Annotated in this window: 27 protein-coding genes; 17 read left to right on the plus strand and 10 right to left on the minus strand. The window is 70.7% G+C overall.

Features of this window, described 5'->3' with window-relative positions:
• Positions 1 to 1,041, minus strand: coding sequence for a tripartite tricarboxylate transporter substrate binding protein (locus ASF43_RS26930; RefSeq protein ID WP_235578380.1), 1,041 nt, complete (start codon positions 1,039 to 1,041; stop codon positions 1 to 3).
• 173 nt (positions 1,042 to 1,214) lie between these two features.
• Between ASF43_RS26930 and ASF43_RS26935 the strand changes: the two genes are divergently transcribed.
• Genes ASF43_RS26935 through ASF43_RS26950 form a run of 4 tightly spaced genes read left to right on the plus strand, consistent with a single transcriptional unit; the run spans position 1,215 to position 3,062 of the window.
• A complete protein-coding gene (locus ASF43_RS26935; protein ID WP_056188360.1) occupies positions 1,215 to 1,436 on the plus strand; it encodes a hypothetical protein in 222 nt (73 codons plus the stop codon).
• Positions 1,437 to 1,441: 5 nt separating this feature from the next.
• Positions 1,442 to 2,038, plus strand: coding sequence for a Pr6Pr family membrane protein (locus ASF43_RS26940; protein WP_056188363.1), 597 nt, complete (start codon positions 1,442 to 1,444; stop codon positions 2,036 to 2,038).
• A 50-nt stretch (positions 2,039 to 2,088) separates the two neighbouring features.
• Complete coding sequence (locus ASF43_RS26945) at positions 2,089 to 2,484, plus strand: tautomerase family protein (RefSeq protein ID WP_056188366.1); 396 nt, start codon at positions 2,089 to 2,091, stop codon at positions 2,482 to 2,484.
• Between the two features lie 5 nt (positions 2,485 to 2,489).
• Positions 2,490 to 3,062, plus strand: coding sequence for a GNAT family N-acetyltransferase (locus ASF43_RS26950; RefSeq protein WP_056188368.1), 573 nt, complete (start codon positions 2,490 to 2,492; stop codon positions 3,060 to 3,062).
• 11 nt (positions 3,063 to 3,073) lie between these two features.
• Here the strand turns inward: ASF43_RS26950 and ASF43_RS26955 are convergent, their stop codons facing one another.
• The 8 genes from ASF43_RS26955 to ASF43_RS26990 all read right to left on the minus strand — a co-directional run bounded on the left by ASF43_RS26955 (position 3,074) and on the right by ASF43_RS26990 (position 10,306).
• Positions 3,074 to 3,343 carry a helix-turn-helix domain-containing protein gene (locus ASF43_RS26955; RefSeq protein ID WP_369803347.1) on the minus strand — a complete coding sequence of 90 codons (270 nt, stop codon included), beginning with the start codon at positions 3,341 to 3,343 and terminating at the stop codon, positions 3,074 to 3,076.
• Position 3,344: 1 nt separating this feature from the next.
• Entirely contained in the window at positions 3,345 to 3,632 is a 288-nt protein-coding gene (locus tag ASF43_RS26960; protein ID WP_235578381.1) for a transcriptional regulator, read from the minus strand.
• A 129-nt stretch (positions 3,633 to 3,761) separates the two neighbouring features.
• Positions 3,762 to 4,607 (minus strand): NAD(P)-dependent oxidoreductase, encoded by an 846-nt coding sequence (locus ASF43_RS26965; RefSeq protein WP_056188377.1) that lies wholly within the window; start codon positions 4,605 to 4,607, stop codon positions 3,762 to 3,764.
• Between the two features lie 12 nt (positions 4,608 to 4,619).
• Complete coding sequence (locus ASF43_RS26970; protein ID WP_056188379.1) at positions 4,620 to 5,624, minus strand: transketolase family protein; 1,005 nt, start codon at positions 5,622 to 5,624, stop codon at positions 4,620 to 4,622.
• A gap of 12 nt (positions 5,625 to 5,636) precedes the next feature.
• Positions 5,637 to 6,464 (minus strand): transketolase, encoded by an 828-nt coding sequence (locus ASF43_RS26975; RefSeq protein ID WP_056188385.1) that lies wholly within the window; start codon positions 6,462 to 6,464, stop codon positions 5,637 to 5,639.
• 38 nt (positions 6,465 to 6,502) lie between these two features.
• Positions 6,503 to 8,392 carry a TRAP transporter large permease subunit gene (locus ASF43_RS26980; protein ID WP_056188388.1) on the minus strand — a complete coding sequence of 630 codons (1,890 nt, stop codon included), beginning with the start codon at positions 8,390 to 8,392 and terminating at the stop codon, positions 6,503 to 6,505.
• 21 nt (positions 8,393 to 8,413) lie between these two features.
• Positions 8,414 to 9,436, minus strand: coding sequence for a TRAP transporter substrate-binding protein (locus tag ASF43_RS26985; protein ID WP_056188391.1), 1,023 nt, complete (start codon positions 9,434 to 9,436; stop codon positions 8,414 to 8,416).
• A gap of 120 nt (positions 9,437 to 9,556) precedes the next feature.
• Positions 9,557 to 10,306, minus strand: coding sequence for an SDR family NAD(P)-dependent oxidoreductase (locus ASF43_RS26990; protein ID WP_056188394.1), 750 nt, complete (start codon positions 10,304 to 10,306; stop codon positions 9,557 to 9,559).
• 118 nt (positions 10,307 to 10,424) lie between these two features.
• Between ASF43_RS26990 and ASF43_RS26995 the strand changes: the two genes are divergently transcribed.
• From ASF43_RS26995 to ASF43_RS27015, 6 genes are read left to right on the plus strand one after another with little or no spacing between them, the layout of a single operon-like run.
• The gene (locus ASF43_RS26995) at positions 10,425 to 11,357 is read left to right on the plus strand and encodes a LysR substrate-binding domain-containing protein (protein ID WP_056188397.1); all 933 of its coding nucleotides are present in this window, start codon (positions 10,425 to 10,427) and stop codon (positions 11,355 to 11,357) included.
• 52 nt (positions 11,358 to 11,409) lie between these two features.
• Positions 11,410 to 11,541, plus strand: a complete 132-nt coding sequence (locus ASF43_RS32090) for a hypothetical protein (protein WP_255358166.1) — start codon at positions 11,410 to 11,412, stop codon at positions 11,539 to 11,541.
• On the plus strand, positions 11,538 to 11,942 hold the full coding sequence (locus tag ASF43_RS27000; RefSeq protein WP_056188398.1) for a hypothetical protein: 405 nt from the start codon (positions 11,538 to 11,540) through the stop codon (positions 11,940 to 11,942). Before ASF43_RS32090 ends, ASF43_RS27000 begins: the two co-directional genes overlap by 4 nt.
• Before the next feature lies 1 nt (position 11,943).
• Positions 11,944 to 12,396 (plus strand): metallophosphoesterase family protein, encoded by a 453-nt coding sequence (locus tag ASF43_RS27005; RefSeq protein ID WP_056188403.1) that lies wholly within the window; start codon positions 11,944 to 11,946, stop codon positions 12,394 to 12,396.
• A 2-nt stretch (positions 12,397 to 12,398) separates the two neighbouring features.
• The gene (locus tag ASF43_RS27010; protein ID WP_056188406.1) at positions 12,399 to 12,920 is read left to right on the plus strand and encodes a GNAT family N-acetyltransferase; all 522 of its coding nucleotides are present in this window, start codon (positions 12,399 to 12,401) and stop codon (positions 12,918 to 12,920) included.
• Between the two features lie 43 nt (positions 12,921 to 12,963).
• Positions 12,964 to 13,593 carry a LysE family translocator gene (locus ASF43_RS27015; RefSeq protein WP_056188408.1) on the plus strand — a complete coding sequence of 210 codons (630 nt, stop codon included), beginning with the start codon at positions 12,964 to 12,966 and terminating at the stop codon, positions 13,591 to 13,593.
• Positions 13,594 to 13,596: 3 nt separating this feature from the next.
• Here ASF43_RS27015 and ASF43_RS27020 read toward each other — a convergent pair whose 3' ends face one another.
• Positions 13,597 to 15,516 (minus strand): patatin-like phospholipase family protein, encoded by a 1,920-nt coding sequence (locus ASF43_RS27020; RefSeq protein ID WP_056188411.1) that lies wholly within the window; start codon positions 15,514 to 15,516, stop codon positions 13,597 to 13,599.
• Between the two features lie 134 nt (positions 15,517 to 15,650).
• Between ASF43_RS27020 and ASF43_RS27025 the strand changes: the two genes are divergently transcribed.
• The 7 genes from ASF43_RS27025 (at position 15,651) to ASF43_RS27055 (ending at position 23,018) form a co-directional block, all read left to right on the plus strand.
• On the plus strand, positions 15,651 to 16,781 hold the full coding sequence (locus tag ASF43_RS27025; RefSeq protein WP_056188414.1) for an ABC transporter permease: 1,131 nt from the start codon (positions 15,651 to 15,653) through the stop codon (positions 16,779 to 16,781).
• 4 nt (positions 16,782 to 16,785) lie between these two features.
• Positions 16,786 to 17,625, plus strand: a complete 840-nt coding sequence (locus tag ASF43_RS27030) for an ABC transporter ATP-binding protein (protein WP_056188417.1) — start codon at positions 16,786 to 16,788, stop codon at positions 17,623 to 17,625.
• Between the two features lies 1 nt (position 17,626).
• The gene (locus tag ASF43_RS27035) at positions 17,627 to 18,625 is read left to right on the plus strand and encodes an MlaD family protein (protein ID WP_056188420.1); all 999 of its coding nucleotides are present in this window, start codon (positions 17,627 to 17,629) and stop codon (positions 18,623 to 18,625) included.
• Complete coding sequence (locus ASF43_RS27040; RefSeq protein ID WP_056188423.1) at positions 18,622 to 19,263, plus strand: ABC-type transport auxiliary lipoprotein family protein; 642 nt, start codon at positions 18,622 to 18,624, stop codon at positions 19,261 to 19,263. Before ASF43_RS27035 ends, ASF43_RS27040 begins: the two co-directional genes overlap by 4 nt.
• Before the next feature lie 11 nt (positions 19,264 to 19,274).
• Complete coding sequence (locus tag ASF43_RS27045) at positions 19,275 to 19,655, plus strand: hypothetical protein (protein ID WP_056188426.1); 381 nt, start codon at positions 19,275 to 19,277, stop codon at positions 19,653 to 19,655.
• Positions 19,656 to 19,743: 88 nt separating this feature from the next.
• Positions 19,744 to 20,718: a tripartite tricarboxylate transporter substrate binding protein gene (locus tag ASF43_RS27050; RefSeq protein WP_056188429.1), complete on the plus strand. Its 975-nt coding sequence runs from the start codon at positions 19,744 to 19,746 to the stop codon at positions 20,716 to 20,718.
• Positions 20,718 to 23,018: a cytochrome P450/oxidoreductase gene (locus tag ASF43_RS27055; protein ID WP_056188432.1), complete on the plus strand. Its 2,301-nt coding sequence runs from the start codon at positions 20,718 to 20,720 to the stop codon at positions 23,016 to 23,018. The genes ASF43_RS27050 and ASF43_RS27055 overlap by 1 nt, the downstream gene beginning before the upstream one ends.
• Positions 23,019 to 23,020 lie beyond the last annotated feature (2 nt).

A 23,020-nucleotide genomic window follows, 5' to 3' on the forward strand; every position in this document is an offset into this window, starting at 1 on the left:
TCAGGGGCGGGCCTGGGCCTGGATCTGCTCGGGTGCGTCCTGCAGGCCCAGCTCGGCCAGCAGCGCGCGCGTCTGCACGATCTGGCGCTGCACGGACGCCTGCGTGGCCTCGGGGCCCAGGAACTGCGGCTTCCACTGGTTCAGCGCGACGAAGGCCTGCCAGTCCGGCAACTGCGTCACGTGCTGCAGGGCCTGCACCCAGTAGGCCTTCTGCGCGGGCGTGATGCCGGCCGTGGTCATCACGCCCTGGAACGCCTGGCTCACGTAGTCGATGCCTTGCTCCTTCCAGGTCGGCGCATTGGCGAAGGCGCCGCCCAGGCGCTCGTCGGCGGCGATCGCGATCACGCGCACGCGGTTGGCCTGCAGGTAGGGCAGCAGGTTGGGCGTCGTCGCCGAGACCACGTCCAGGTGCCCGCCCGCCAGCGCCGTCATGGACTCGGCCGAGGACTTGTAGGGCACGATGCGCAGCCCCTGGATGGGCACGCCGGCCTGCTTGAGCGGCTGCGCGATGCCCAGATGGATGTGGTTGCCCAGCGTGGTCGCAATGCCGATGGACAGGCCGCCCGGGTCTCGCCGCAGCGCGGCAACCAGGTCCTGCGCGTTCTGGATCGGCGAGTCGGCGCGCACCACCACGGTGGTGAACTCGCGGAACAGCGTGGCCAGCGGCGTGAACGCCTGCAGCCGCGGCGGCAGCGCGCCCTGGGCCACGCTGGTCACGTAGCCGCTGGACAGCGTCATGAGCAGATTGGCGTTGCCGGGCTGGCGCTGCAGGATGTCCAGCGCCTGGATCGAATGCGCGCCCGAGCGGTTGCTGACCACGAAGCCCTCGGCCAGCCCTTCGCGCGTGAGCAGCTCGGTGAGCTTGCGCGCGGCGGCGTCCAGCGCGGCGCCCGCGCCGCTGGGCACGATGAACTCGGGCTTGCCGGGCTTCCAGCCGGTGTCGTTGGCGGGCGCGGCTCGCGCGGCAGAGGTCCAGGCGGGCAGCAGGCTGGCGGCCAGGGCCGCGAGCGTGGCGCGGCGGGTGGGGGAAGGGTGCGTCACGGGGCGTCTCCAGGCAGGACGCGCGCCGCATGCAGGCCGACGCGCACAAGCGTGCACTCTAGGAAGCCGGCCGGCGCAGGCCAACGAAGCTTTGCGCATGTGCTCATGCGGAAAACGCGTAAGCCGTGGCCTGTGATGCAATGCGCCATCGCTGCAACCATCGAAGGAATGACATGGGCCCCCTCAAACTGCTGGGCATCGCGCTGATCGTGGCGGGCGTGCTCGGCCTGGCCTACGGCGGCTTCAGCTACACCAAGGACACCACGGTCGTGAAGCTCGGTCCGATCGAGATTTCCGCCAAGGAGAAGGAGCGCGTCAACGTGCCGATGTGGGCCGGCATCGGCGCCATCGCGGTGGGCGCCTTGCTGCTCGTGGTGGGCGGCAAGAAGCGCTGACGCCCATGCCGCGCCTGTTGCGGGTGCTGTTCGGCCTGCAGGTGCTGACGGCCATCGGCTGGCAGCTGCGCCTGCACGTGGGCGCCGGCTACAGCCTGCTGAATTTCTTCAGCTACTTCACGAACCTGTCCAACCTGTTGGCGGCTGCGGTGCTGCTGGCGGCGGCATCGGGCGCGGCGTTCGTGGGCACGGCCGGCTTCGCCGCGCTACGGTGCGCCTCGGCCGTCAACATGGCGCTGGTCGGCCTGGTGTTCGGCGCCCTGCTGCGCAACGTGGACCTGGGCGACCTGCGGCCCTGGGTCAATGCCACGCTGCACTATCTGATGCCGGTCGTGGTGGTGGCCGACTGGTGGCTGGATCCACCGGCCCACCGGCTGCGCGCGCGCCAGCTGCTGGCCGCGCTGGCGTTCCCCGCGCTGTACCTGGTGTACACGCTGCTGCGCGGCAGCCAGGTCGGGTGGTACCCGTACCCCTTCCTGAACCCGGCGCGGGCGGGCGGCTATGCCGGCGTGGCGGCCTACGCCGTCGGCATCACGGTCGCGTTCGCGTTCGTCGGCTGGGCCTTGTTCGCGCTGGGCAACCAGCGCCGCGCGACGCGCTGAACGAGCGGCGAGAATCGCGGGCGCACCACCCGTTTCTACCCCGCAAGCGAATGCCCAGCGCCATCATCGACATCCGCCGCAGCTACACGCAGGACGAAGAGCTGTGCCTGCTGGACATCGTCCACGGCTGCATCGTCGAAGCCTTCCGCGTCTCGCCCGTGCACCGCAACCTCACGCTCAACGTGCACGCGCCACACCGCTTGCAGGGCCGCACGGACTGCCCGGCACCCGAGTACGTCACCAACATCAGCATCTTCGTGCTGCCTGGCCGCTCGCTGGCGGCCAAGCGCCGGCTCTACCGCCTGCTCGTCTCGCGGCTGGAGACGCTGGGCATCCCGCCGGCCTGCGTGCTCGTGCGCCTGCACGAGCTGCCGCCCGAGAACTTTGCGGTGCGCGGCGGGCAGGCCATCTGCGACATCGAACTCGGTTACCCCGTCGACGTGTAGCGCGCATGGCCACCGCCCGCACCGCGCCCAAGCTGCAGGTCAAGCCGGTGACGGCCGCGCGCTGGGACGACTTCGACCAGCTCTTCGGCGCGCGCGGCAGCCCCAAGTACTGCTGGTGCATGGCCTGGCGCGCCGACCAGAAGGACGCGAGGAGCCAGACCGGCACGGGCCGCAAGGCGTTGATGAAGGAACTGGTGCAGGGCGGCACGCCGGTGGGCCTGCTCGGCTACCTGGACGGCGAGCCCGTGGCCTGGTGCTCGCTCGCGCCGTTCGACACTTTCCGCGGCCTGCGCAAGGTGGCGGAGCCGCCCGAGAAGCTCTGGTCCGTCACCTGCTTCTTCGTGCGCCGCGAACACCGTGGCCAGGGGCTGACACAGCAACTGCTGGCCGCCGCCGTGCGCCACGCGCGCAAGCACGGCGCCAAGATCGTGGAGGGCACCCCGGTGCAGCCCACATCGCCGAGCTACCGGCACATGGGCTTCGTGCAGCTGTTCAAGGACGCGGGCTTCAGCGAGGTGGGGCGTGCGGGCACGCGGCGGCATGTGATGCAGTTGCCGACGCGCAAGAAGGCCGCGTGAAGGGGCCGCTGTCACCCATGCAGTTCGCGCAGGACCTCCGGATGGGCGACCGCGACGCGCAACAAGGTCCTGGCCGCACCATTCGGCGCCCGCCGGCCCTGCTCCCAATCCTGCAGCGTGCGCGCCGAGACGCCGAGGAGCTGCGCAAAGTCCTGTTGGGACAAGCCGACCTGCGCCCGCGCTTCGGCCGCAGCGGGCAGTGCAACCTGGGTCACCCGCGCCGCCTCGCCGCGCTTCATCTGCCGCACGGACTCCAGCAGGTCCTGCTGGAACTTCTTCATCTCAGAGGGCATCTTCGATTCCTTGTTTGAGTTCCACGAGGAACGAGGTAGGCAAGTTGTCGAACTTGCCTTTCGTGTACGCGATGAGCAACCAGATCGTCTCGTCCATGACGTTGAAGTAGATGACACGTGCGCCGCCGCTCTTGCCACGGCCTGACGCCGTCCAGCGCACCTTGCGGCTGCCACCGCTGCCTTTGATCAGGTCGCCGGCCTCGGGGTTGGCTGCGATCCAGTTGGTGAATGCATCGCGCTCGGCAGGCGACCAGATGTCAGCGGCATAGCGCTGCAATATCGGCGTCTCGGCAACCGTTCTCCCGTCGCGATCCTACGGCATTGCCGTATTTGTCATCACTCCCACCAGAGCGCGAGCCGTGACACCATATGCCGCACACTTCGCCTGGCCGTCCTTCGCAGCGTTCTAAGCCCAGGTCTCGATCACCCGGCTGTCATCGGCCAACCCCAGCCCTGCCTCAGCCGCCTGGCAAAAGCGCGCATGCGCAACCTTCAGCAGTGGCAGCGCCGCGCCGCAGCCCGCGCCGGCCTGCGCGACGAGCCCGCTGTCCTTCACGAAGATGTCGATGGCGCTGGTCACCTCCACGTCGCCGGTGGCCACCATGCGCGGGCCGCGGTCCGACAGCATCCACGAGCCGGCGGCGCCGTCTTTCACGAGGTCCAGCACCGCGGCCGGCTCCAGCCCCAGCCGGCGCGCGAGGTCCAGCGCCTCGGCTGCCGCCGCGATGTGCACGGCGCACAGGTGCTGGTTCACGACCTTGATGCTCTGGCCGTCGCCGAGCCGCGCGCCGGTCACGCGCACCGTGCCCATGGGCGCCAGCACCGGGCGGGCCGCCTCGACATCGCCTGCATCGCCCGACGCGAAGATGAACAGCCCACCGGTCTTCGCCCGCGCCACGCCCCCGGTCACGGGCGCATCGACAACGCGCGCGCCGCGTTGGCGCAGGGCCTGGCCCTGTTCGCGCACGGCGTCCGGCCCCACCGTGGACATCAGGATCCACAACTGGCCCGGCGGCACGGTGTCGACCGCGCGCACCAGCCCCGCCAGTTGCGCCGGTGTGGCCACCATCACCACCACCGCGTCGGCCTCCGGTGCAGCGGCCCATTGCGCCACCGTCTCGATGCCCTGGGCCTTGGCGTTCGCGATGACCGCATCCGACACATCGACCCCGGTGACGCGGTGCCCCGCGCCCTGGACCCGCAAGGCCATCGGCAGGCCGATGGCGCCCACGCCCACGAACGTGACCTGCATGCTGCCGCCGGCCTACAGCCAGCCCTTGATCTGCGCGCACACGGCCGGCGTCGAGATGCCGTAGCGCTCGTGCAGCGTGGGCAGCGCGCCCGCGTCCAGGAACGCATCCGGCAGGCCGATCTGGCGGAACTTCGTCGCCACGCCCGAGCGCATGAGCAGAGCGGCCACGGCCTCGCCCAGCCCGCCGATCACCGAGTGGTTCTCGGCCACCACGACCAGCCGGCCGAGCCTGCGCACCTCGGCCAGGATGGTCGCCTCGTCCAGCGGCTTGATGGTCGGCACGTGCAGCACCGCCACGTCCACGCCGTCGGCCTGCAGCTGCTGCGCCGCCTCCAGCGCGCGCATGGTCATGAAGCCGCTGGCGATCACGAGCACGGCGTTGCCGTCGCGGATCAGCTTGGCCTTGCCCAGCTCGAATCTGTAGTCGTAGTCGTCGAGCACCAGCGGCACGTTGCCGCGCGGCAGCCGCATGTAGACCGGGCCCTGGTGGTCGGCCATCTGCGGCACGGCCTGCTCGATGTCCAGCGCATCGCAGGGGTCGATGATGGTCAGGCCCGGGATGCCGCGCATCAGCGCCAGGTCCTCGGTGGCCTGGTGGCTGGGGCCATAGCCCGTGGTCAGGCCGGGCAGCGCGCAGCACATCTTGACGTTGAGGTTCTCCTCGGCGATCACCTGGTGCACGAAGTCGTAGGCCCGGCGCGTGCCGAACACGGCATAGGTCGTGGCGAACGGGATGAAGCCCTCCTTCGCCATGCCGCCGGCCGACGCCATCAGCAGCTGCTCGGCCATGCCCATCTGGAAGAAGCGCTCGGGGTAGGCCTGCGCGAACAGATGCAGGTCGGTGTACTTGGCCAGGTCCGCCGTCATGCCGACGATCTCGGGCCGCTCGCGGCCCAGCTCGACCAGGGCCTTGCCGAACGGGGCGGCCTTGACGCGCTGGCCCTCGCTGGCGATGGATGCGATCATGGCCGAGGTGGTCAGCCGCGGCTTCTTGTCTGTCGTGGTGGCGGTGTTCATTGCGATGGCTCCTCAGTCTTGCGTGCTGTCGATGTGGGCGATGGCCTGCTGCCATTCCGGCGGGTCCACGCGGATGAAGTGGTTCTTGTCGCGCGTCTCCAGGAAGGGCACGCCCTTGCCCATCAGCGTGTCGAACAGGATCACGCGGGGCTTGTCGTCCTGGAGCGCACGCGCCGCGTCGAAGGCTGCGATCACGGCCGCCATGTCGTTGCCGTTCACGCGCTGCACATGCCAGCCGAAGGCCAGCCACTTGTCGGCCAGCGGCTCGAAGCCCATGACCTTGCCGGACGGGCCGTCGGCCTGCTGGTTGTTGATGTCCACCAGGCAGATCAGGTTGGCCAGCCGGTGGTGCGCCGCGCCCAGCGCCGCCTCCCAGGTCGATCCCTCGTCCAGCTCGCCGTCGCTCATGGAGTTGTAGACGAAGGCCGGGTTCTTCTTGAGCCGCAGGCCCAGCGCCATGCCGACCGCGATCGGCAGGCCCTGGCCCAGCGAGCCGCCCGAGATCTCCATGCCCGGCGTGTAGGTGGCCATGCCCGACATCGGCAGCCGGCTGTCGTCGCTGCCGTAGCTCTCCAGTTCCTCCTCGGGAATGATGCCGGCCTCCACCAGTGCCGCGTAGAACGCGATGGCGTAATGGCCGTGCGAGAGCAGGAAGCGGTCGCGGCCCTCCCACGCGGGGTCTTCGGGCCTGTAGGTCATGGCGTGCTTGTAGGCCACGGCCAGCACGTCGGCCCAGCCCAGGGCCTGGCCGATGTAGCCCTGGCCTTGGACCTCGCCCATGCGCAGGGCGTAGCGGCGCACGCGGTAGGCGCTCTGTTGCAGCGTCGAGAGTTCGGACATGAGGATTTCCTTGGAGTGGATGGGAGAGGAATGCAGCATCACAGGAAGCCGATCGAGATCCACGGGACCGCGGCGACGAGAACGGTGCCGATGAACAGCGCCACCATGTAGCCCACGATGGGCTTCATGCCCTCGTTCGGGTGGATGCCGCTGATCGCGCAGGCCGCGTAGTAGCCCACGCCGAAGGGCGGCGCGAACAGGCCGATGCCCATGGCCAGCGTGACCACCATGGCGTAGTGCACTTCGTGGATGCCGACCTGGCGCGCGATCGGGAACAGCAGCGGGCCGAGCAGCACGATGGCCGGGATGCCTTCGAGCACCGAGCCCAGCACGATGAAGGCCAGTACCGAGACCGCCATGAAGGTGATGGCGCCGCCCGGCAGCGACTGCATGAACTGAGCGAGCGCCGTCGAGAACCCCGACTGCGTGAGCGCCCAGGCCATGCCGGTGGCCGCGCCGATGATGAACAGGATGGCGCCCGACAGCGCGGCCGTGCTGACCAGCATCGGGTAGACCCGCTTCCAGTCGAATTGCCGGTAGATGAACAGGCCCGTCAGCACCGCGTAGACGATGCCGATGGTGGACACCTCGGTGGCCGTGGCCACGCCCTCGACCACCGCGGCGCGGATGATCACGGGCAGCGCCAGCGCCGGGATGGCGACCCACAGCGACGCGGCGATCTGCCGGCCGGTGGACTTCTGCACGCCCGACAGGTCTTCACCGCGGTAGCGCCACCACACCAGCGCGGCCAGCGTGATGCCGACCACCACGCCGGGCAGCAGGCCGCCCGTGAACAGCGCGGCGATCGACACGCCCGTGGCCGAGCCGATGGTGATCAGCACCAGCGAGGGCGGGATGGTCTCGGTCTGCGCGCCGGTGGCCGACAGCAGCGCCACCAGGTCGCCCGGCTTGGCGCCACGCTTGCGCATCTCGGGGAACAGCGCGGGCGCCACGGCCGCCATGTCGGCCGCCTTGGAGCCCGAGATGCCCGAGACCAGGTACATCGCGCCGATCAGCACATACGACAGCCCGCCGCGCACATGGCCCAGCAGGTTCGCCAGGAAGGCCACCATCGCCCGCGCGATGCCGGTCATCTCGATCAACAGCCCCAGCAGCACGAAGAGCGGCACGGCCAGCAGGATCAGATGGCTCATGCCCTCGTCCATGCGGCCCACGATCACGATGGTGGGCGTGCTGGTGGTCAGCGCGATGTAGCCGAAGGTGGCCAGGCCGAACGCGAACGCGATGGGCAGGCCGCCCAGCACCATGGCCAGCACGCCGACCACGAAGAACAGCAGCAGGTTCAGGTTGCCCAGCGGCTTGAGCAGCGGCCCCATCAGCGACAGGGCGCCCGCGATCAGCGCGACCAGGCCGAGGGCCAGCAGCGCGTCCTTCACCGAGCCCAGGCGGAAGATCTGCATCAGGCCGACCAGCAGCATCAGCCCCAGGCCGATGGGCAGGGCCGCGGCGCGCCAGGAGTTCACGATGCCCATGGCCGGCGTCGTGACGAAGACCTCCTCCTGCGCGAACTCGTAGGCCGGGTGCACGACGAAGGCCAGGAAGGCCACGGCCGCGGCAATCGCCACCAGGTCGAAGAAGGCGCGCCGCTTCGGTGCCATCTTGCCCACGATGGCCGTCATGCGCATGTGCTCGCCGCGCTGGAAGGCCACGATGGAGCCCAGCATGGCCAGCCACAGGAACAGGATGGAGGCCAGCTCGTCGGACCACGACAGCGGCTCGTGGAACACGTAGCGGCTGGTCACGCCCATCAGCAGCACGACGACCTCGGCCAGCACCAGCAGGGCGGCGGGCACTTCGACCAGCACGGCGATCAAGCGGTTCAGCTTGTCCAGCCAGGCGACCGGTGTGCGCCGGCCGGCTTCTTCGGCATGCCCGGCCACGCCGGGCACTTCACTTGTGATGTTCATGGCATGTCTCCGATCAGGCGCTCAGCCCAGCTTGCCGGAGACTTTTTCCAGCAGGTCCCACGCGGCGTTGCCGTACTTGCTCTTCCACTCGCCGTAAAAGCCCGTGCTGGCCAGCTTGCTGCGGAAGTCCTCCTGCGGCACCGTCAGGAAGCTGATGCCCTTGGCCTTCAGGTCGGTCGCCAGGCTGGTGTTGAGCCTGGCCACGTCGGCGCGCTGGTCGGTGGCCGACTTGTCCAGCTCGCGCGTGATGATTTGCTGCACGTCGGCCGGCAGCTTCTGGAAGGCACGCTTGTTGCCCAGCACCCAGTAGCCGTCCCACACGTGGCCGGTCAGGCTGCAGGTCTTTTGCACCTCGTACAAACGCGCCGTGGCGATGATGGCCAGCGGGTTCTCCTGGCCTTCGACCACCTTGGTCTGCAGTGCGGTGTAGACCTCGTTGAAGTTGATGGGCGCGGGGGCCGCGTCCAGCGCCTTGAACAGCGAGGTCAGGGGTGGCGCGGCGGGCACGCGCACCTTGAAGCCCTTGAGGTCGGCCGCGGTCTTGATCTCGCGCGTGGACGAGGTGACATGGCGGAACCCGTTGTCCCAGATCTTGGACACCGTGAAGATCGGCGTCTTGGCGATCTCGGCGCGGATGAAGTTGCCCAGCTCGCCGTCCATGGCCTTCCAGACGTCCTCGTAGTTCTTGAACGCGAAGCCCACGCTGGTGATGCCCGAGACCGGCACGAAGGTGGACAGGATCAGCGAGGACAGGTTGAAGAACTCCACTGAGCCATTGCGCACCTGGGCCAGCAGGTCGGTGTCGCTGCCGAGCTGGTTGGCCGGGAACAGCTTGATGTTCACGCGGCCCGAGGTGGCTTCGCGGATGCGCTCCAGCGCCTCCTTGGCGCGCAGGTTGACGGGGTGGGTCGGGTCCTGGCCGGTGGCGTACTTCAGCTCGAACTCGGCCGCGTCGGCACGGCGCGTGGCGATCGAGAAGAGGGGCAGCGCGGTGGCGCCGGCCAGGATGGAGCGGCGGGTCAGGCCAGTCTTGGGTTGCTTCATGGTGCTTGTCTCCAGGGGTGAGTGATGGGCCACAGACGGCCGCGACCGGCCGCTGCCGCTCGTCGGCTTCGGAACTCGAAATGCAGGGGGAGGCAGGCCCGGCGCGCGGGCCTCGTGATCTCAGTGGATCAACATGCCGCCGTTCACATCCAGCGTGATGCCGGTGCAGTAGGCGGACAGATCGCTGCCCAGGAACACGCAGGCGCCGGCGATGTCCCTGGGCTGGCCCAGGCGGCCGAGCGGGATGGTCTCGGCGATCTCGGCCTTCTTCTCTTCGGTCAGCTTGCCCTTGATGATGTCGGTGCCGATCAGGCCGGGCGTGATGCAGTTGACGCGGATGCCGGCCGGGCCGAGCTCGCGCGCCATGGCACGGGCCAGGCCCAGCACGCCGGCCTTGGCGGCCGAGTAGTGCGGCCCGCCCAGGATGCCGCCGCCGCGCTGCGCCGAGACGGACGAGATGCAGACGATGGAGCCGCTGCCCTGGCGCTCCATGGCCGGGATCACGGCCTGCGAGCACAGCAGCGTGCCGCGCAGGCTCACGTCCAGCACGGCGTCGTAGTCGGCGGCCGTGATGTCCACGGTCTTGCGCGGCTGCGTGATGCCGGCGTTGTTGACCAGCACGTCGATGCGGCCGAACTTCTGCAGCACCTGGGCGACGGCGCGGTCCACGGCGGCCTTGTCGGTCACGCTGGCCACGACGCCCAGGTGTTCGGCGCCCAGTTGCGCGGCGGCCTGGGCCGGCTCGGCGGCCTCCAGGTCCATGATGGCGACGCGTGCGCCGTGGCTGGCCATTTGCAAAGCGGTGGCGAAACCCAGGCCGTTGAGGCCTGCGCCGCCGGTGATGAGAACGACCTTGTGGGTGAGCAACATGCATGTCTCCGAGTGGTTGATGGCGTGATTGTGGAAACACCCATGCATGAAGACAAACGATATGATTTCAGTGAAGGATGATTTCTCGTCATCTATGGGTTTGCCCTGATTCCACGCCATGAGCACATCGCTTCCACCCCTGGGCTGCCTGGTCGCGTTCGAGGCCGTGGCCCGGCGCCGCAACTTCACCACCGCGGCCAACGAGGTGCACCTCACGCCGTCTGCCGTCAGCCACCAGATCGCCAGGCTGGAGCAGTTCCTGGGCATGCGGCTGTTCGAGCGCAATGCGCGCAACGTGGAGCTGACGCCGGCCGGCGCCGACTACCTGCAGCGCATCACGGGTGCGCTGGCGGCGCTGGGCGCGGCCACCGACAACGCGCGCAAGGGCGTGCGCAACGCGCTGCACGTGCATTCCACGCCCAGCTTCGCCACGCTGTGGCTGATGCCGCGGCTGGCGGAGTTCGCCAAGGAGCACCCGCACATCGCGCTGACGATGTCGGCCTCCGTCGACCATTCGGATTTCGCGGTCGGCCAGTCCGACATCGACATCCGCTACGGCGCGCCGCACTGGCCGCAGCTGACTGTGCGGCCGATCTTCGACGAGCAGGTCATGCCGCTCGCCAGCGCAGCCTTCATCCGCCGCCACCGCATCGCCACGCCCGAGGACCTGCTGCGCGTGCCGCTGATCCAGTCCACCGTTGGCGTCGTCCAGTGGCCGGACTGGTTCTCGCTGCACCACATGGCGCACACGCCGGCCAGCTACGCCTACCGCTTCGACCGCGCCTTCATGGCGCTGGACGCGGCCGTGCAAGGGCTGGGTGTGGCGCTGGAGAGCACCTCCATCGGCGAGCCGCTGCTGCGCCAGGGCCGGCTGCGGCCGGTGTTCGCCGCGGGCGAAGCGCTGCCGGTGCAGGCGCATTTCCTCGTGTACCCGGCGCGGCATGCGCAGCGGCCCGAGCTCGTGAGCTTCGTCGACTGGCTGCTGGCGCGCGCGGCGCAGCCGCAGGGCGACAAGCGCGTGGCGGCACGGGCCGCGAGTCGCCGCGCCTGACGCCGCCGCATGCGTGTATAACTTCCAGTCCCTTAGCGCAAGGACCCGCCCCATGCCCTTCGAACTCTGGCTCGCCCTCGTCGCCGCGTCCGCGGTGGTGTCGGTCATCCCCGGCCCGACACGGCTTGCCGCCACCAGCGATGCCGCGTTCCCCGGGGTCGTGCTGCGGGGCTTGCGAGCATGAGGGGCTGGCTGTGCATGGCGGGCCTGGCCACGGCGCTGGCCGGCTGCGGCGAGCGGCCGGCGCCGGCTGCGCGCAACCCTGCCGTCGCGCCCGTGTCGCAGGTCAAGCCCGCCGCGCCGGTGGCGCCCGCCACCGACGCCTGGCTGGGCCGCTGGCTCGGCCCGGAGGGCACCTTCATCGACGTGCAGAAGGCCACCGACGGCTACACGCTGACCATCCGCAACCTGGACGGCCCGCTGATCTTCAGCGGCACGCCCGCGGGCGACCGCATCGCCTTCCAGCGCGACGGCAAGCCGCAGACCCTGCGCGCCACCGACGGCCCGGGCACGGGCATGAAGTGGCTGCAGGAGAAGAAGGATTGCCTGGTGGTGGAAGTGGGCGAGGGCTGGTGCCGCGACTGACATGCCCCGCATCGGCCTGCTCTCGGACACCCACGGGCTGCTGCGCCCCGAGGCGCTGGCCTTCCTGCGCGGCAGTGACGCCATCGTGCATGCCGGCGACATCTGCGACCCGGCCATCCTCGAGCAGCTGGCCGCCATCGCGCCCGTGACGGCCGTGCGTGGCAACAACGACCATGGCCCCTGGGCCGAGCGGCTGCCGCACACGGCGCACGTGCAATTCGGCGCCGTGCGGCTGTGCGTGGTCCACGACCTGGGGGAGCTCGCGCCGCAGGCGTCGGCCGACGCGCAGGTCGTGGTCTCGGGCCATTCGCACAAGCCCGTGGCCGAGACGCGCGGCGGCGTGCTCTACGTGAACCCCGGCAGCTGCGGCCCGCGCCGCTTCAAGCTGCCGATCGCGGTGGCCGAGCTGCTGGTGGACGGCAGTGCGGTGTCGGCGCGCATCTTCACGCTCTGAACATGGTGCAAGTGGCGCAGACGGACCGGCTGGTGCTGCGCCACCTCACGCCCGACGACGCGCCGTTCTACCGGCAGCAGCTCAATGAGCCCTCGTGGCTGGCCCACATCGGCGACCGCCAGGTGCACACGCTGGCCGATGCCGACGCCCATCTGCGCGCCAACATCCTGCCGCCCTATGCCGAGCGGGGCTTCGGCATGTACCTCGTGCAGCGCAGGGCCGATGCGGCGCCCGTGGGCATCTGCGGCCTGGTGCAGCGCGAGGCGCTGCCGGCGCCCGACCTCGGCTTCGCGCTGCTGGATGCGCATGCCGGCCTGGGCTATGCGCAGGAGGCCGCCCAGGCCGTGCTGCGCCATGCCTTCGCCGACCTGGGGCTGGACCGCGTGCTGGCCATCACCGCGGTCACCAACCAGCGCTCGGACCGGCTGCTCGACAAGCTGGGCTTCGCGTTCCAGGGCATGGTGCCCGTGGGCGCGCGCTCGCTGCGCCTGTATACGCGCTTGCCCGATGCTCCGGGATGGTGACAATCCACCCCGCATCCTCCAACGTCACCGATCCCCGCCCGCCATGTTCCCCCTCGACACACTGATCGCCTACCTGTTCGCCACGCTGCTCGTGGTGCTCGCGCCGGGGCCGGACAACATCCTCGCCATCAGCCGCGGGCTGAGCCAGGGCCGCGGCGCGGCGGCGATGTCCGCGGTCGGTGCCGGCCTGGGCATCATGGTCCACACGCTGGCCGCGACGCTGGGGCTCACGCTCGTGGTCCAGGCCTCGCCGCTCGCGTTCTGGGCCGTCAAGATCGTCGGCGCGGCCTACCTGCTGTGGCTGGGCGTCAAGGCGCTGCGCTCGCGCAATCTGATCTCGTTCACGCCGGTCGCGCACCAGGGCCTGGGCCGGGTGTTCCTCACGGGCCTGCTGTCCAACGTGCTGAACCCCAAGCCCGGCCTGTTCGTGCTGGCCTTCATCCCGCAGTTCGTCAGCGCGCAGCGCGGGCCCGTGGGCGTGCAGATGCTGGTGTACGGCGCGATCTTCGCGGTGCTGACGGCCGTGATCTTCTCGATCCTGGGCGCTTACGCGGCGCGGCTGTCGGGTTGGCTGGCACGCCGGCCGCGCGCCACGGCTTGGCTCAACTACGGCGCCGGTGCCACCTTCATCGCGTCCAGCCTGTCGATCCTGGCGCTGGGCAACCGGCGCTAAAGCTCAGGGCGGGGCGTCGTCGGCGCGGGCCACGCCCAGCTGCGCCGCCTGGCGCGCGTCCATGGCGGCCAGCACCGTCTTCGCATGCGCATAGCCGCGCGCCACGATCTGGTCGATACGCTGCCACTGCAGCATGCCCACGCGCTCCAGTGCGGGGTGGAAGTACAGGTCGCAGTTCTGCTGCGCCTGGCGCTGGCGCGACATGCTGTACAGCGCGGTCACGGTCATGAGATAGGTCGGCAGCAGGGGCACCCGGTAGCGGCGCTGGGCCAGCGGGCGCAGGCGGTCGCGCCACAGGCTGATGTTGCCGGGGATGGCCTCGAAGCCGGCCTGTGCCGTGCGCGTGTTCAGGTCGATGCCGATCACCTGGCCCACGCCGCGCATGCTGCGCATCACGTCGACCGGGAAGTTGTTGAAGGTGCCGCCATCGCACAGCAACTCGCCGCCGCGCACCACGGGTGGCAGCGCGCCGGGGATGGAGATGCTGGCCAGCAGCGCCTGCACCAGGTTGCCGTCGTCGATGCGGTGCTCGCAGGCGCGCGAGTAGTTCGTGGCCACGCAGTGGTAGTTCTTCCACAGGTCCTCGATGTCGGCATCGAAGCCGGTGAGCTCGTCGACCGCGCGGCGCAGCACGCCGCGCAGCCGCACGCCCTTGAACAGCGAGATCAGCGGGAACAGGTTGTAGTCGCCCGTCGGGTTCACGGCGAAGGCGCGGCGCGCGTTGGCCATCACCGTGTCGAGCGACTGGTCGGACGCCACGTAGGCCGCCATGACGGCGCCGATGCTGGTGCCGCCCACCCAGTCGATCTCGATGCCGCGCTCGCGCAGCGCGCGGTACACGCCCAGGTGCGCGAAGCCGCGCGCACCGCCGCCGGCCAGCACCAGGCCGATGCCGGTGCGCGTGAGCAAGCGGGCCATGCGCGCCATGTCGCGCGCCAGCGAGGGGCGCAGGTGCACATGGCCGGCCAACGGGCGCCGCGCCAGCCAGCCGGCCGTGCCGCGCGGCGAGCGCAGGTCGGCCGGGTGCAGCAGCACCAGGATCTCGGCCACCTCGGTGCGCGGCGGGCGGTGCATGAGGAAGCGCTCCTCGGTCGCGTGCAGCGCCATCGGCTGCGTGGCATCGGCCAGCAGCAGCAGCTCATCGCAGTGGCGGCAGCAGCGCTGCGTCCATGCGCTGGGGGCGGCATCGGCCAGCAGCAGCACGACGTCGTGCGTGGCCTCGATCTCGTCCAGCAGCAGGGCAACGCGCCGGCTGGCCTCGGCCTGCGCTTCGGGGTCGGCGTCGTCCAGCGACACGCCGGCATCGGCCAGCGCGGCGCCGATGTCCGCGCCGCCGACCACGCGCACGCGGCCATGGCCCGTGGACGCCATCAGCCGCTCGCTGAGCTGGGCCGACAGGCCGGCGGCGAAGGCAGCCGGGTCCACCCCGGCGGTGATCGGCACCAGGCCGATGGCCACGGGCCGGTCGTGCGTGTTGTGCCGGCCCTCGCCCTTCAGGCGGTGCACGATCTGCCGGGTCAGCACGATGGAGACCTGGGCGCTGCTTTGCAGCAGCTGCGTGAATTCGGACTTGGCCAGCCGCACCAGCACCGAGTCGCGCACCGCGACCACGGTGGCCGCGCGTGGCTCGCCGGTGTACAGGCTGAGCTCGCCGACGGTCTGGCCGCGCGCCATCTCGCCGACCAGGCGCTCGCTGCCGTCGTCGCCGCGCGTGTAGGCCCGCAGCCGGCCGCTGACGACGAGGTACATGGAGTCGCCTTCTTCGCCCTGGTGCATCAGGGTGTCGCCACCGGCGATTTCGACCCAGCGCAGGTGCTGGCGCAGGTGCTGCAGCGAGGCCGCCTCGACTTCGCCGAAGATCGCCTTCAGATGCCGCGAAAGCAGATCGTCGTGGAAGCGCTGGCGTGCCGTTGTGGGGTCCATGTCGGATGGGTGAGGCGCGCGGATTGTAGTCAGCGGTCATCGCGAGCGCGCCGTCCTACGGGGCGCCTCGAAACAGCTTGGTACGATGCCTGCCTCATCCACCACACCCGCTGACACGGACCCCGCCCATCTGCATGGACGATTCCCGCCCGCCCACCAGCCCCCGCATCGCTGAACAGGACCAGTCCGACGGGCCCACGGCCGTGTTGACGGGCCGCTGGACGGCCGCCGACCTGGCCGCTGGCAGCACACTGGGCCAGACGCGCAGCCGCCTGGCGGCGCTGCCGGCCTCGCACGGCTGGGACCTGCAGGGCATCGACCGGCTCGACCACCTGGGCGCGCAGCTGCTGTGGAACCAGTGGGGCCGCACCTGGCCCGCGCGCGTGGCGCTGCTGCCCGAGCAGCGCAGCATGCTGGAGCGCGTGGCCGAGTTCACGACCACACCCGAGCCGGCACCACCGGCCGGCCTGGCCCAGCACTTCGACGCGCTGGGCGTGCGCGTGCTGGAGGGCCTGGCCCAGGCCAAGGTCGGCGTGCGGCTGGTCGGCCAGCTCACGCTGGACATCGGGCGCCTGATCCGCCGCCCGCACCAGGGCCCGTGGCGCGACATCTCGGGCCACCTCTTCCAGATGGGCACCATGGCCCTGCCCATCACCAGCCTGGTCGGCGCGCTGATCGGCGTGGTGCTGGCCTACCTCACGGCACTGCAGCTGCGCCAGTTCGGCGCCGAGTCCTTCATCGTCAACATCCTGGGCGTCTCGCTGGTGCGCGAGCTGGGGCCGATGCTGGCGGCCATCCTGGTGGCCGGCCGCTCCGGCTCGGCCATCACGGCGCAGATCGGCGTGATGCGCGTGACCGAGGAGCTGGACGCCATGCGCGTGATGGGCATCGCGCACGGCTTTCGCCTGGTCATGCCGCGCGCCATCGCCCTGGCCATCGCCATGCCGCTGATCGCCACCTGGACCACGCTCGCAGGCCTGGCCGGCGGCATGCTCGCGGCCGACCTGGCGCTGGGCATCACACCGGCCTTCTTCCTGAACGCGCTGCCCGATGCGGTGAGCGGCGCCAACCTGGCGCTGGCGGTCGGCAAGTCGGCCGTGTTCGGCATCCTGATCGCGCTGATCGGCTGCCATTACGGACTGCGTGTGAAGCCCAACACCGAGAGCCTGGGCAAGGGCACGACCTCGGCCGTGGTGACGGCGATCACGGCGGTGATCGTGGTCGATGCGCTCTTCGCGGTCGCGTTCCGCAGCGTGGGCATCTGAGGCCATGAGCGACAACAAGATATCGACCGACAGCGCCGAGCCCGTCGTCACCGTGCGCGGGCTGTGGACGGCCTTCGGCACGGGCAAGAACCAGGTCGTGATCCACAAGGACCTGGACCTGACCATCCAGCCTGGCGAGGTGGTCTCGCTGGTCGGCGGTTCGGGCACCGGCAAGACCGTGCTGCTGCGCCAGATGCTGGGGCTGGAGAAGCCGTTCAAGGGCGAGGTCACCGTGCTCGGCGAGCCCGCCGCGCAGCTGGGCCGGCGCGGCGCGGCCAGCCGCGTGGGCATGCTGTTCCAGCAGGGCGCGCTGTTCTCGGCCTTCAGCGTGCTGGAGAACATCGCCTTTCCGCTGCGCGAGCTGCGCCGCCTGCCCGACGACTTGGTGCGCGACACGGCCCTGGTCAAGCTGCAGATGGTGGGCCTGGGCCCGCAGCATGCCAACAAGATGCCGGCCGACCTGTCCGGCGGCATGATCAAGCGCGTGGCGCTGGCGCGCGCGCTGGCCATGGACCCGCCGCTGCTGCTGCTGGACGAGCCCACGGCCGGGCTGGACCCGCACGGCTCGGACGATTTCGTCGAGCTGCTGCGCTCGCTGCACCGCGAGCTGAACCTCACCGTGGTGATGGTCACGCACGACCTGGACACCTTGTTCGCGCTGTCCAGCCGCGTGCTGGTGCTGGCCGAAAAGCGCGTGCTGGTCGAAGGCGCGCCGGCCGAGGTCGCCACCTACGACCACCCCTTCGTGCACGATTTCTTCCAGGGCGAGCGTGGCCGCCGCGCCATGACGCCGATCGCGCAGATCGTGCCCGCTACCGCATCCCCTTCCACCCAGGACACTTGAGATGGAAAACAAATCCCATGCCCTGGCCGCCGGCACCTTCGTGCTGGTGGTCACCGCGCTGCTGATCGCGCTGTCCGTCTGGCTCAGCCGGGAAAGCGGCAGCAGCCACCCCTATGAGCTGTCCACCAGCGACTCCGTCACGGGCCTGCAGCTGCAGGCGCCCGTGCGCTACAAAGGTGTGGCGGTCGGCAAGGTCACCTACATCGGCTTCGACCCCCAGGTGCCCGGCAACGTCGTGATCCGGCTCAACGTGGACGACACCACGCCGCTGACGCCCAGCACCTTCGCCACGCTGAGCTACCAGGGCATCACGGGCCTGGCCTTCGTGCAGCTGGACGACTCCGGCGACCAGCTGGACGCGCTGGCCCCGGGCTCCAGCGGCGTGCCGCGCCTGCCGCTCAAGAACTCGCGCCTGGGCGAGCTGACCGACCAGGCGCCGGTGCTGCTGGCCAAGGTGCAGGACGTGCTGGACAACATGAACAAGATGCTGAGCCAGCAGAACGTGGACAAGGTCGGCGCCGTGCTGGACAACACCGCCACCGCCACCGCCCGCATCGGCGAGGCCGCGCAGAACGTCAACAAGCTCACCGCGCAGCTGGAGGCCACCATGCGCACGCGGGTGGACCCGGCCCTGGCCGGCGTGCCCGCCATGACGCAGGAGGTCAGCGCCAGCCTGGCCGCGGTGCGCAAGGCCGCCGACGACGTGGCCCGCATGTCCACCAACATCGACAAGACCGCCGACCGCCTCAACCAGCCCGATGGCCCGCTGGACCGCCTGGCCGAGGGCACGGCGGCCCTGTCGCGCGTGGTCGAGACCTTCGGCGCCGCCACGCTGCCGCGTGTGAACCGCGTGACCGAAGACGCCTCGCGCGCCGCGCGCCAGCTCAGCCGCACCGTGAACGGAATCAACGACAACCCGCAGTCGCTGATCTTCGGCAGCGGCACCGTCCAACCCGGCCCGGGTGAACCAGGCTTCGCCGCGCCAGGAGCAAACCGATGAACCGCAAGCCCTTGTTGTCCCTGATCGTGCTGGCCGCCGCGCTGGCCGGCTGTTCCGCCCTGCCCGACAAGCCGCAGCGCCCCGCGCAGTACGACTTCGGCCCCGGCGCCGTGGCCCAGCAGCCCATGGACCGGCGCGCGCCGCTGCCGCCGCTGGCCTTGGCCGACATCGAGGCCAGCGGCCCGCTGGAGGCCGCCACCGCCGTGCTGTACCGCCTGGGCTATGCCGACGCGCAGCAGCTGCGCCCCTACGCGCTGGCGCGCTGGAGCATGCCGCCGGCCCAGCTGGTGGCCCTGCGTTTGCGCGAGCACCTGGGCCAGCGCCGCACGGTGGTCAGCGCGGGCGAGGGCGCGGCCCTGTTGCGCAGCGAAGGCCAGCAGCCGCTGGTGCTGCGCATGGCGCTGGAGGAGTTCAGCCAGCTGTTCACGGCCCCGGCCACCAGCAGCGGCCTGCTGCGCCTGCGCGTGACCGTGGTCGACAACCTGCCGGCCGGCGAGAAGATCCTCGCCCAGCGCCAGTTCATCGTGCAAAAGCCCGCGGCCACGGCCGATGCCTCCGGTGGCGTGCGTGCACTGGCCGAGGCCACGGACGCGGCCGCGGCGGAGCTGTCGCAGTGGCTGGAGACGGTGGCGCGTTGAGGCCGGTGGCGATGCACCCCGTGCGCACGCTGGTGGTGCTGGCCGTGGCCTGGGGCGGCCTCACGCTGGCCATGGCGCAGCCTGCGGCGCCCGCCGCGCCGGCCTCGGCGGCTTCTGCCGCGGCCCCGGCCGGCTCCCCGCCCATGGCGGTGGTCGGCGAGTGGCAGGGCCCGTTCCAGGACACCAAGATCCTCAAGCTGCTGGACGCCGAGGACGGCGTGGCCTGCTACCTCTACGTGCCGACCAGCGTGCCGTCCGCGCGCGTGTGCACCGGGCAGGAGCCCTGTGCCATCCACTATCCGGGTGGCATCGGCACCGTGTCGTGCGTGAAGGTGCGCGAGCCGGCCAGGGCGGCACCGAAGGCCGTGCCCAAGGCCGCGCCCACGCGCTAGCGGCCCACGGGGTTATCCCGGGCGCGCAGGGCTGGCGCGGCGCACCAGAATGCCGCACCCTGCCTTCCCCTTCGCCCGAGGACACCCGATGAACAAGCTGATCGCCCGCGCCCTGCTGGCCCTGCCGCTGCTGGCCCTGGCCCCGCTGGCCGCGCACGCGCAGAACGCGCCGTCCAAACCGATCCGCTGGGTCGTGCCATACCCGGCTGGCGGCGGCTCCGACTTCCTGGCCCGCACCATCGGCCAGGCCCTGGCCACGCAGACCGGCCAGCCCGTGCTGGTGGACAACAAGCCCGGTGGCAACACGGCCATCGGCGCGTCCGAGGTCGCGCGTGCGCCGGCCGATGGCACGACCGTTCTGTCGGCCGACAACGGCACCATGGTCTTCAACTCCGCGCTGTACAAGAGCCTGTCGTACAGCCCCACGAAAGACCTCGCGCCCGTCACGCTGATGGGCCGCTTCCCGATGATCCTGGTCGTGGGCCCGGCCGTCACCGCCAAGGACGCGCGCGCGTTCATCGCGCAGACCAAGGCCGCGCCCGAGGGCATCAACTTCGCGTCGGCCGGCGCGGGCAGCCCGCACCACCTGGCCATGGAGCTGCTCAAGACCGAGGCGGGCCTGAAGATGACGCACGTGCCCTACAAGGGCGCCGCGCCGGCCCTGACCGACGTGGCCGGCGGCCAGGTGCCGGCCATGATGGTCGACATGGCGGCCGGCGCCGGCTTCATCAAGGGCGGCAAGGTGCGCCCGCTGGCCGTGGCCAACGCCACGCGGCTGCCGCAGCTGCCCGACGTGCCCACCTTCGCCGAACTCGGCCTCAAGAACGTGGAGGCCGCGGCGCTGGTCGGCATGGTCGTGCCCGCGGCCACCCCGGCCGACACCATCGCCGCGCTGCAGCAGCGCGTGGTCGCCGCCATCCACGAGCCCGGCGTGCACAAGAAGCTGACCGACTTCGGCGTGGAGCCCGTGGGCAGCACGCCGGCGCAGTTCGCCGATCTCATCAAGACCGAGACCGTGCGCTGGCACAAGCTGATCCGTGACCTGAACATCACGCTGGACTGATGTCGCTCTGTCCGGCACACGGCGTCTCGCCCACCGGCTGCCCCGTCAGCCAGCGCGCCGCCGACTTCGACCCTTTCGGCGACGGCTACCAGCAAGACCCGCCCGACTACCTGCGCTGGTCACGCGAGCAGGAGCCGGTGTTCTACAGCCCGCAGCTGGGCTACTGGGTGGTCACGCGCTATGCCGACATCCAGGCCATCTTCCGCGACCACCACACCTTCAGCCCTTCCATCGCGCTGGAGAAGATCACGCCCACCGGCGAGGCGGCCAATGCCGTGCTGGCCTCGTATGGCTTTGCGCTCAACCGCACGCTGGTCAACGAGGACGAGCCGGCCCACATGCCGCGCCGCCGCGCGCTCATGGAGCCGTTCACGCCGGCGGCGCTGCAGCAGCACGAGCCGCTGGTGCGCGAACTGGCGCGCGCCTACGTGGACCGCTTCATCGACGACGGCCGCGCCGACCTCGTGGACCAGTTGCTGTGGGAGGTGCCGCTCACGGTGGCCCTGCATTTCCTCGGCGTGCCCGAGGAAGACATGGATACGCTGCGCCGCTACTCCATCGCGCACACCGTCAACACCTGGGGCCGGCCCAAGCCCGAGGAGCAGGTGGCCGTGGCGCACGCGGTCGGCAACTTCTGGCAGTACGCAGGCCAGGTGCTGGACAAGATGCGCCAGGACCCGGATGCGCCCGGCTGGATGCAGTACGGCCTGCGCAAGCAGCGCGAGCTGCCCGATGTCGTGACCGACTCCTACCTGCACTCCATGATGATGGCCGGCATCGTCGCCGCGCACGAGACCACGGCCAACGCGACGGCCAATGCCTTGAAGCTGCTGCTGCAGCACCCCGGGATCTGGCGCGAGCTGTGCGAGGACGCCAGCCTGATCCCCAACGCGGTCGAGGAATGCCTGCGCCACAACGGCTCGGTCGCGGCCTGGCGCCGGCTCGCGACCAAGGCCGTGCAGGTTGGCGGCGTGGACATCCCGGCCGGCGCCAAGCTGCTCATCGTGACCTCGTCCGCCAACCACGACGAGCGCCATTTCGCCGATGCCGACGCGGTGGACATCCGCCGCGCCAACGCCAGCGAGCACCTGACCTTCGGCTATGGCGCGCACCAGTGCATGGGCAAGAACCTGGCGCGCATGGAGATGCAGGTCTTCCTCGAAGAGCTGACGCGCCGGCTGCCGCACATGCGGCTGGCCGAGCAGCAGTTCACCTACGTGCCCAACACCTCGTTCCGCGGTCCCGAACACCTGTGGGTGGAGTGGGACCCCGCGCGCAACCCCGAGCGCGCGGACGCGGCCGTGCTGCAGGCCAAGGCAACGGTGCGCATCGGCGAGCCCTCGGGCCAGGCCATCACCAGGTCCGTGCTGGTGCAGCGCGTGGACCGCGTGGCCGAGGGCATCGTGCGCCTGCGCCTGGTGGCGCCCGACGGCCGGCCGCTGCCGCGCTGGGCGCCGGGCGCGCACATCGACGTGGCCTGCGGCGACACCGGCCTGTCGCGCCAGTACTCGCTGTGCGGCGACCCGGCCGACGCGCAGGCGCTGGAGATCGCCGTGCTGCGCGAGGCCGCCAGCCGCGGCGGCTCGGCCTTCCTGCACGGCGTGCAGCCCGGCGATCGCCTGCGCATCCGCGGGCCGCGCAACCACTTCCGGCTCGACGAGGCCGCGCCGGCGCTGGTTTTCGTCGCCGGCGGCATCGGCATCACGCCGATCGCGGCCATGGCGCGGCGCGCGCGCGCACTCGGCATCCCATACCAGCTGCACTACAGCGGCCGGCGCCGCGCCGCCATGGCCTTCGTCGAGGAGCTCGTGGCCCTGCACGGCGACCGACTGCGGCTGCACATCACCGAGGAGGGCGGCCGGCACGACCTGGCCGCGCTGCTGCGCCAGCCCGTGCCCGGCACCCAGGTCTACGCCTGCGGCCCGCTGCGCATGGTGCAGGCGCTGGAGGCGGCCACCGCGCACTGGCCCGAGGACGCGCTGCACGTGGAGCATTTCGAGTCCACCATCGGCACGCTGGACCCGTCGCGCGAACACGCCTTCGAGGTCGAGCTCAGGGACTCGGGCATCACCGTGCCCGTGCACGCCGACCAGACCCTGCTGGCCGCGCTGCGCGGCGCCAACATCGACGTGCAAAGCGACTGCGAAGAGGGCCTGTGCGGCTCCTGCGAGGTGCGCGTGCTGGCCGGTGCCATCGACCACCGCGACGTGGTGCTCACGCGCAGCGAGCGCGAGGCGGGGCAGCGGATGATGAGCTGCTGTTCGCGGGCATGCGACGGGCGGTTGGTGCTGGCGCTGTGACG

Origin of the sequence: Pseudorhodoferax sp. Leaf267 (genome assembly GCF_001422405.1) — a bacterium.
GTDB lineage: Bacteria > Pseudomonadota > Gammaproteobacteria > Burkholderiales > Burkholderiaceae_C > Pseudorhodoferax.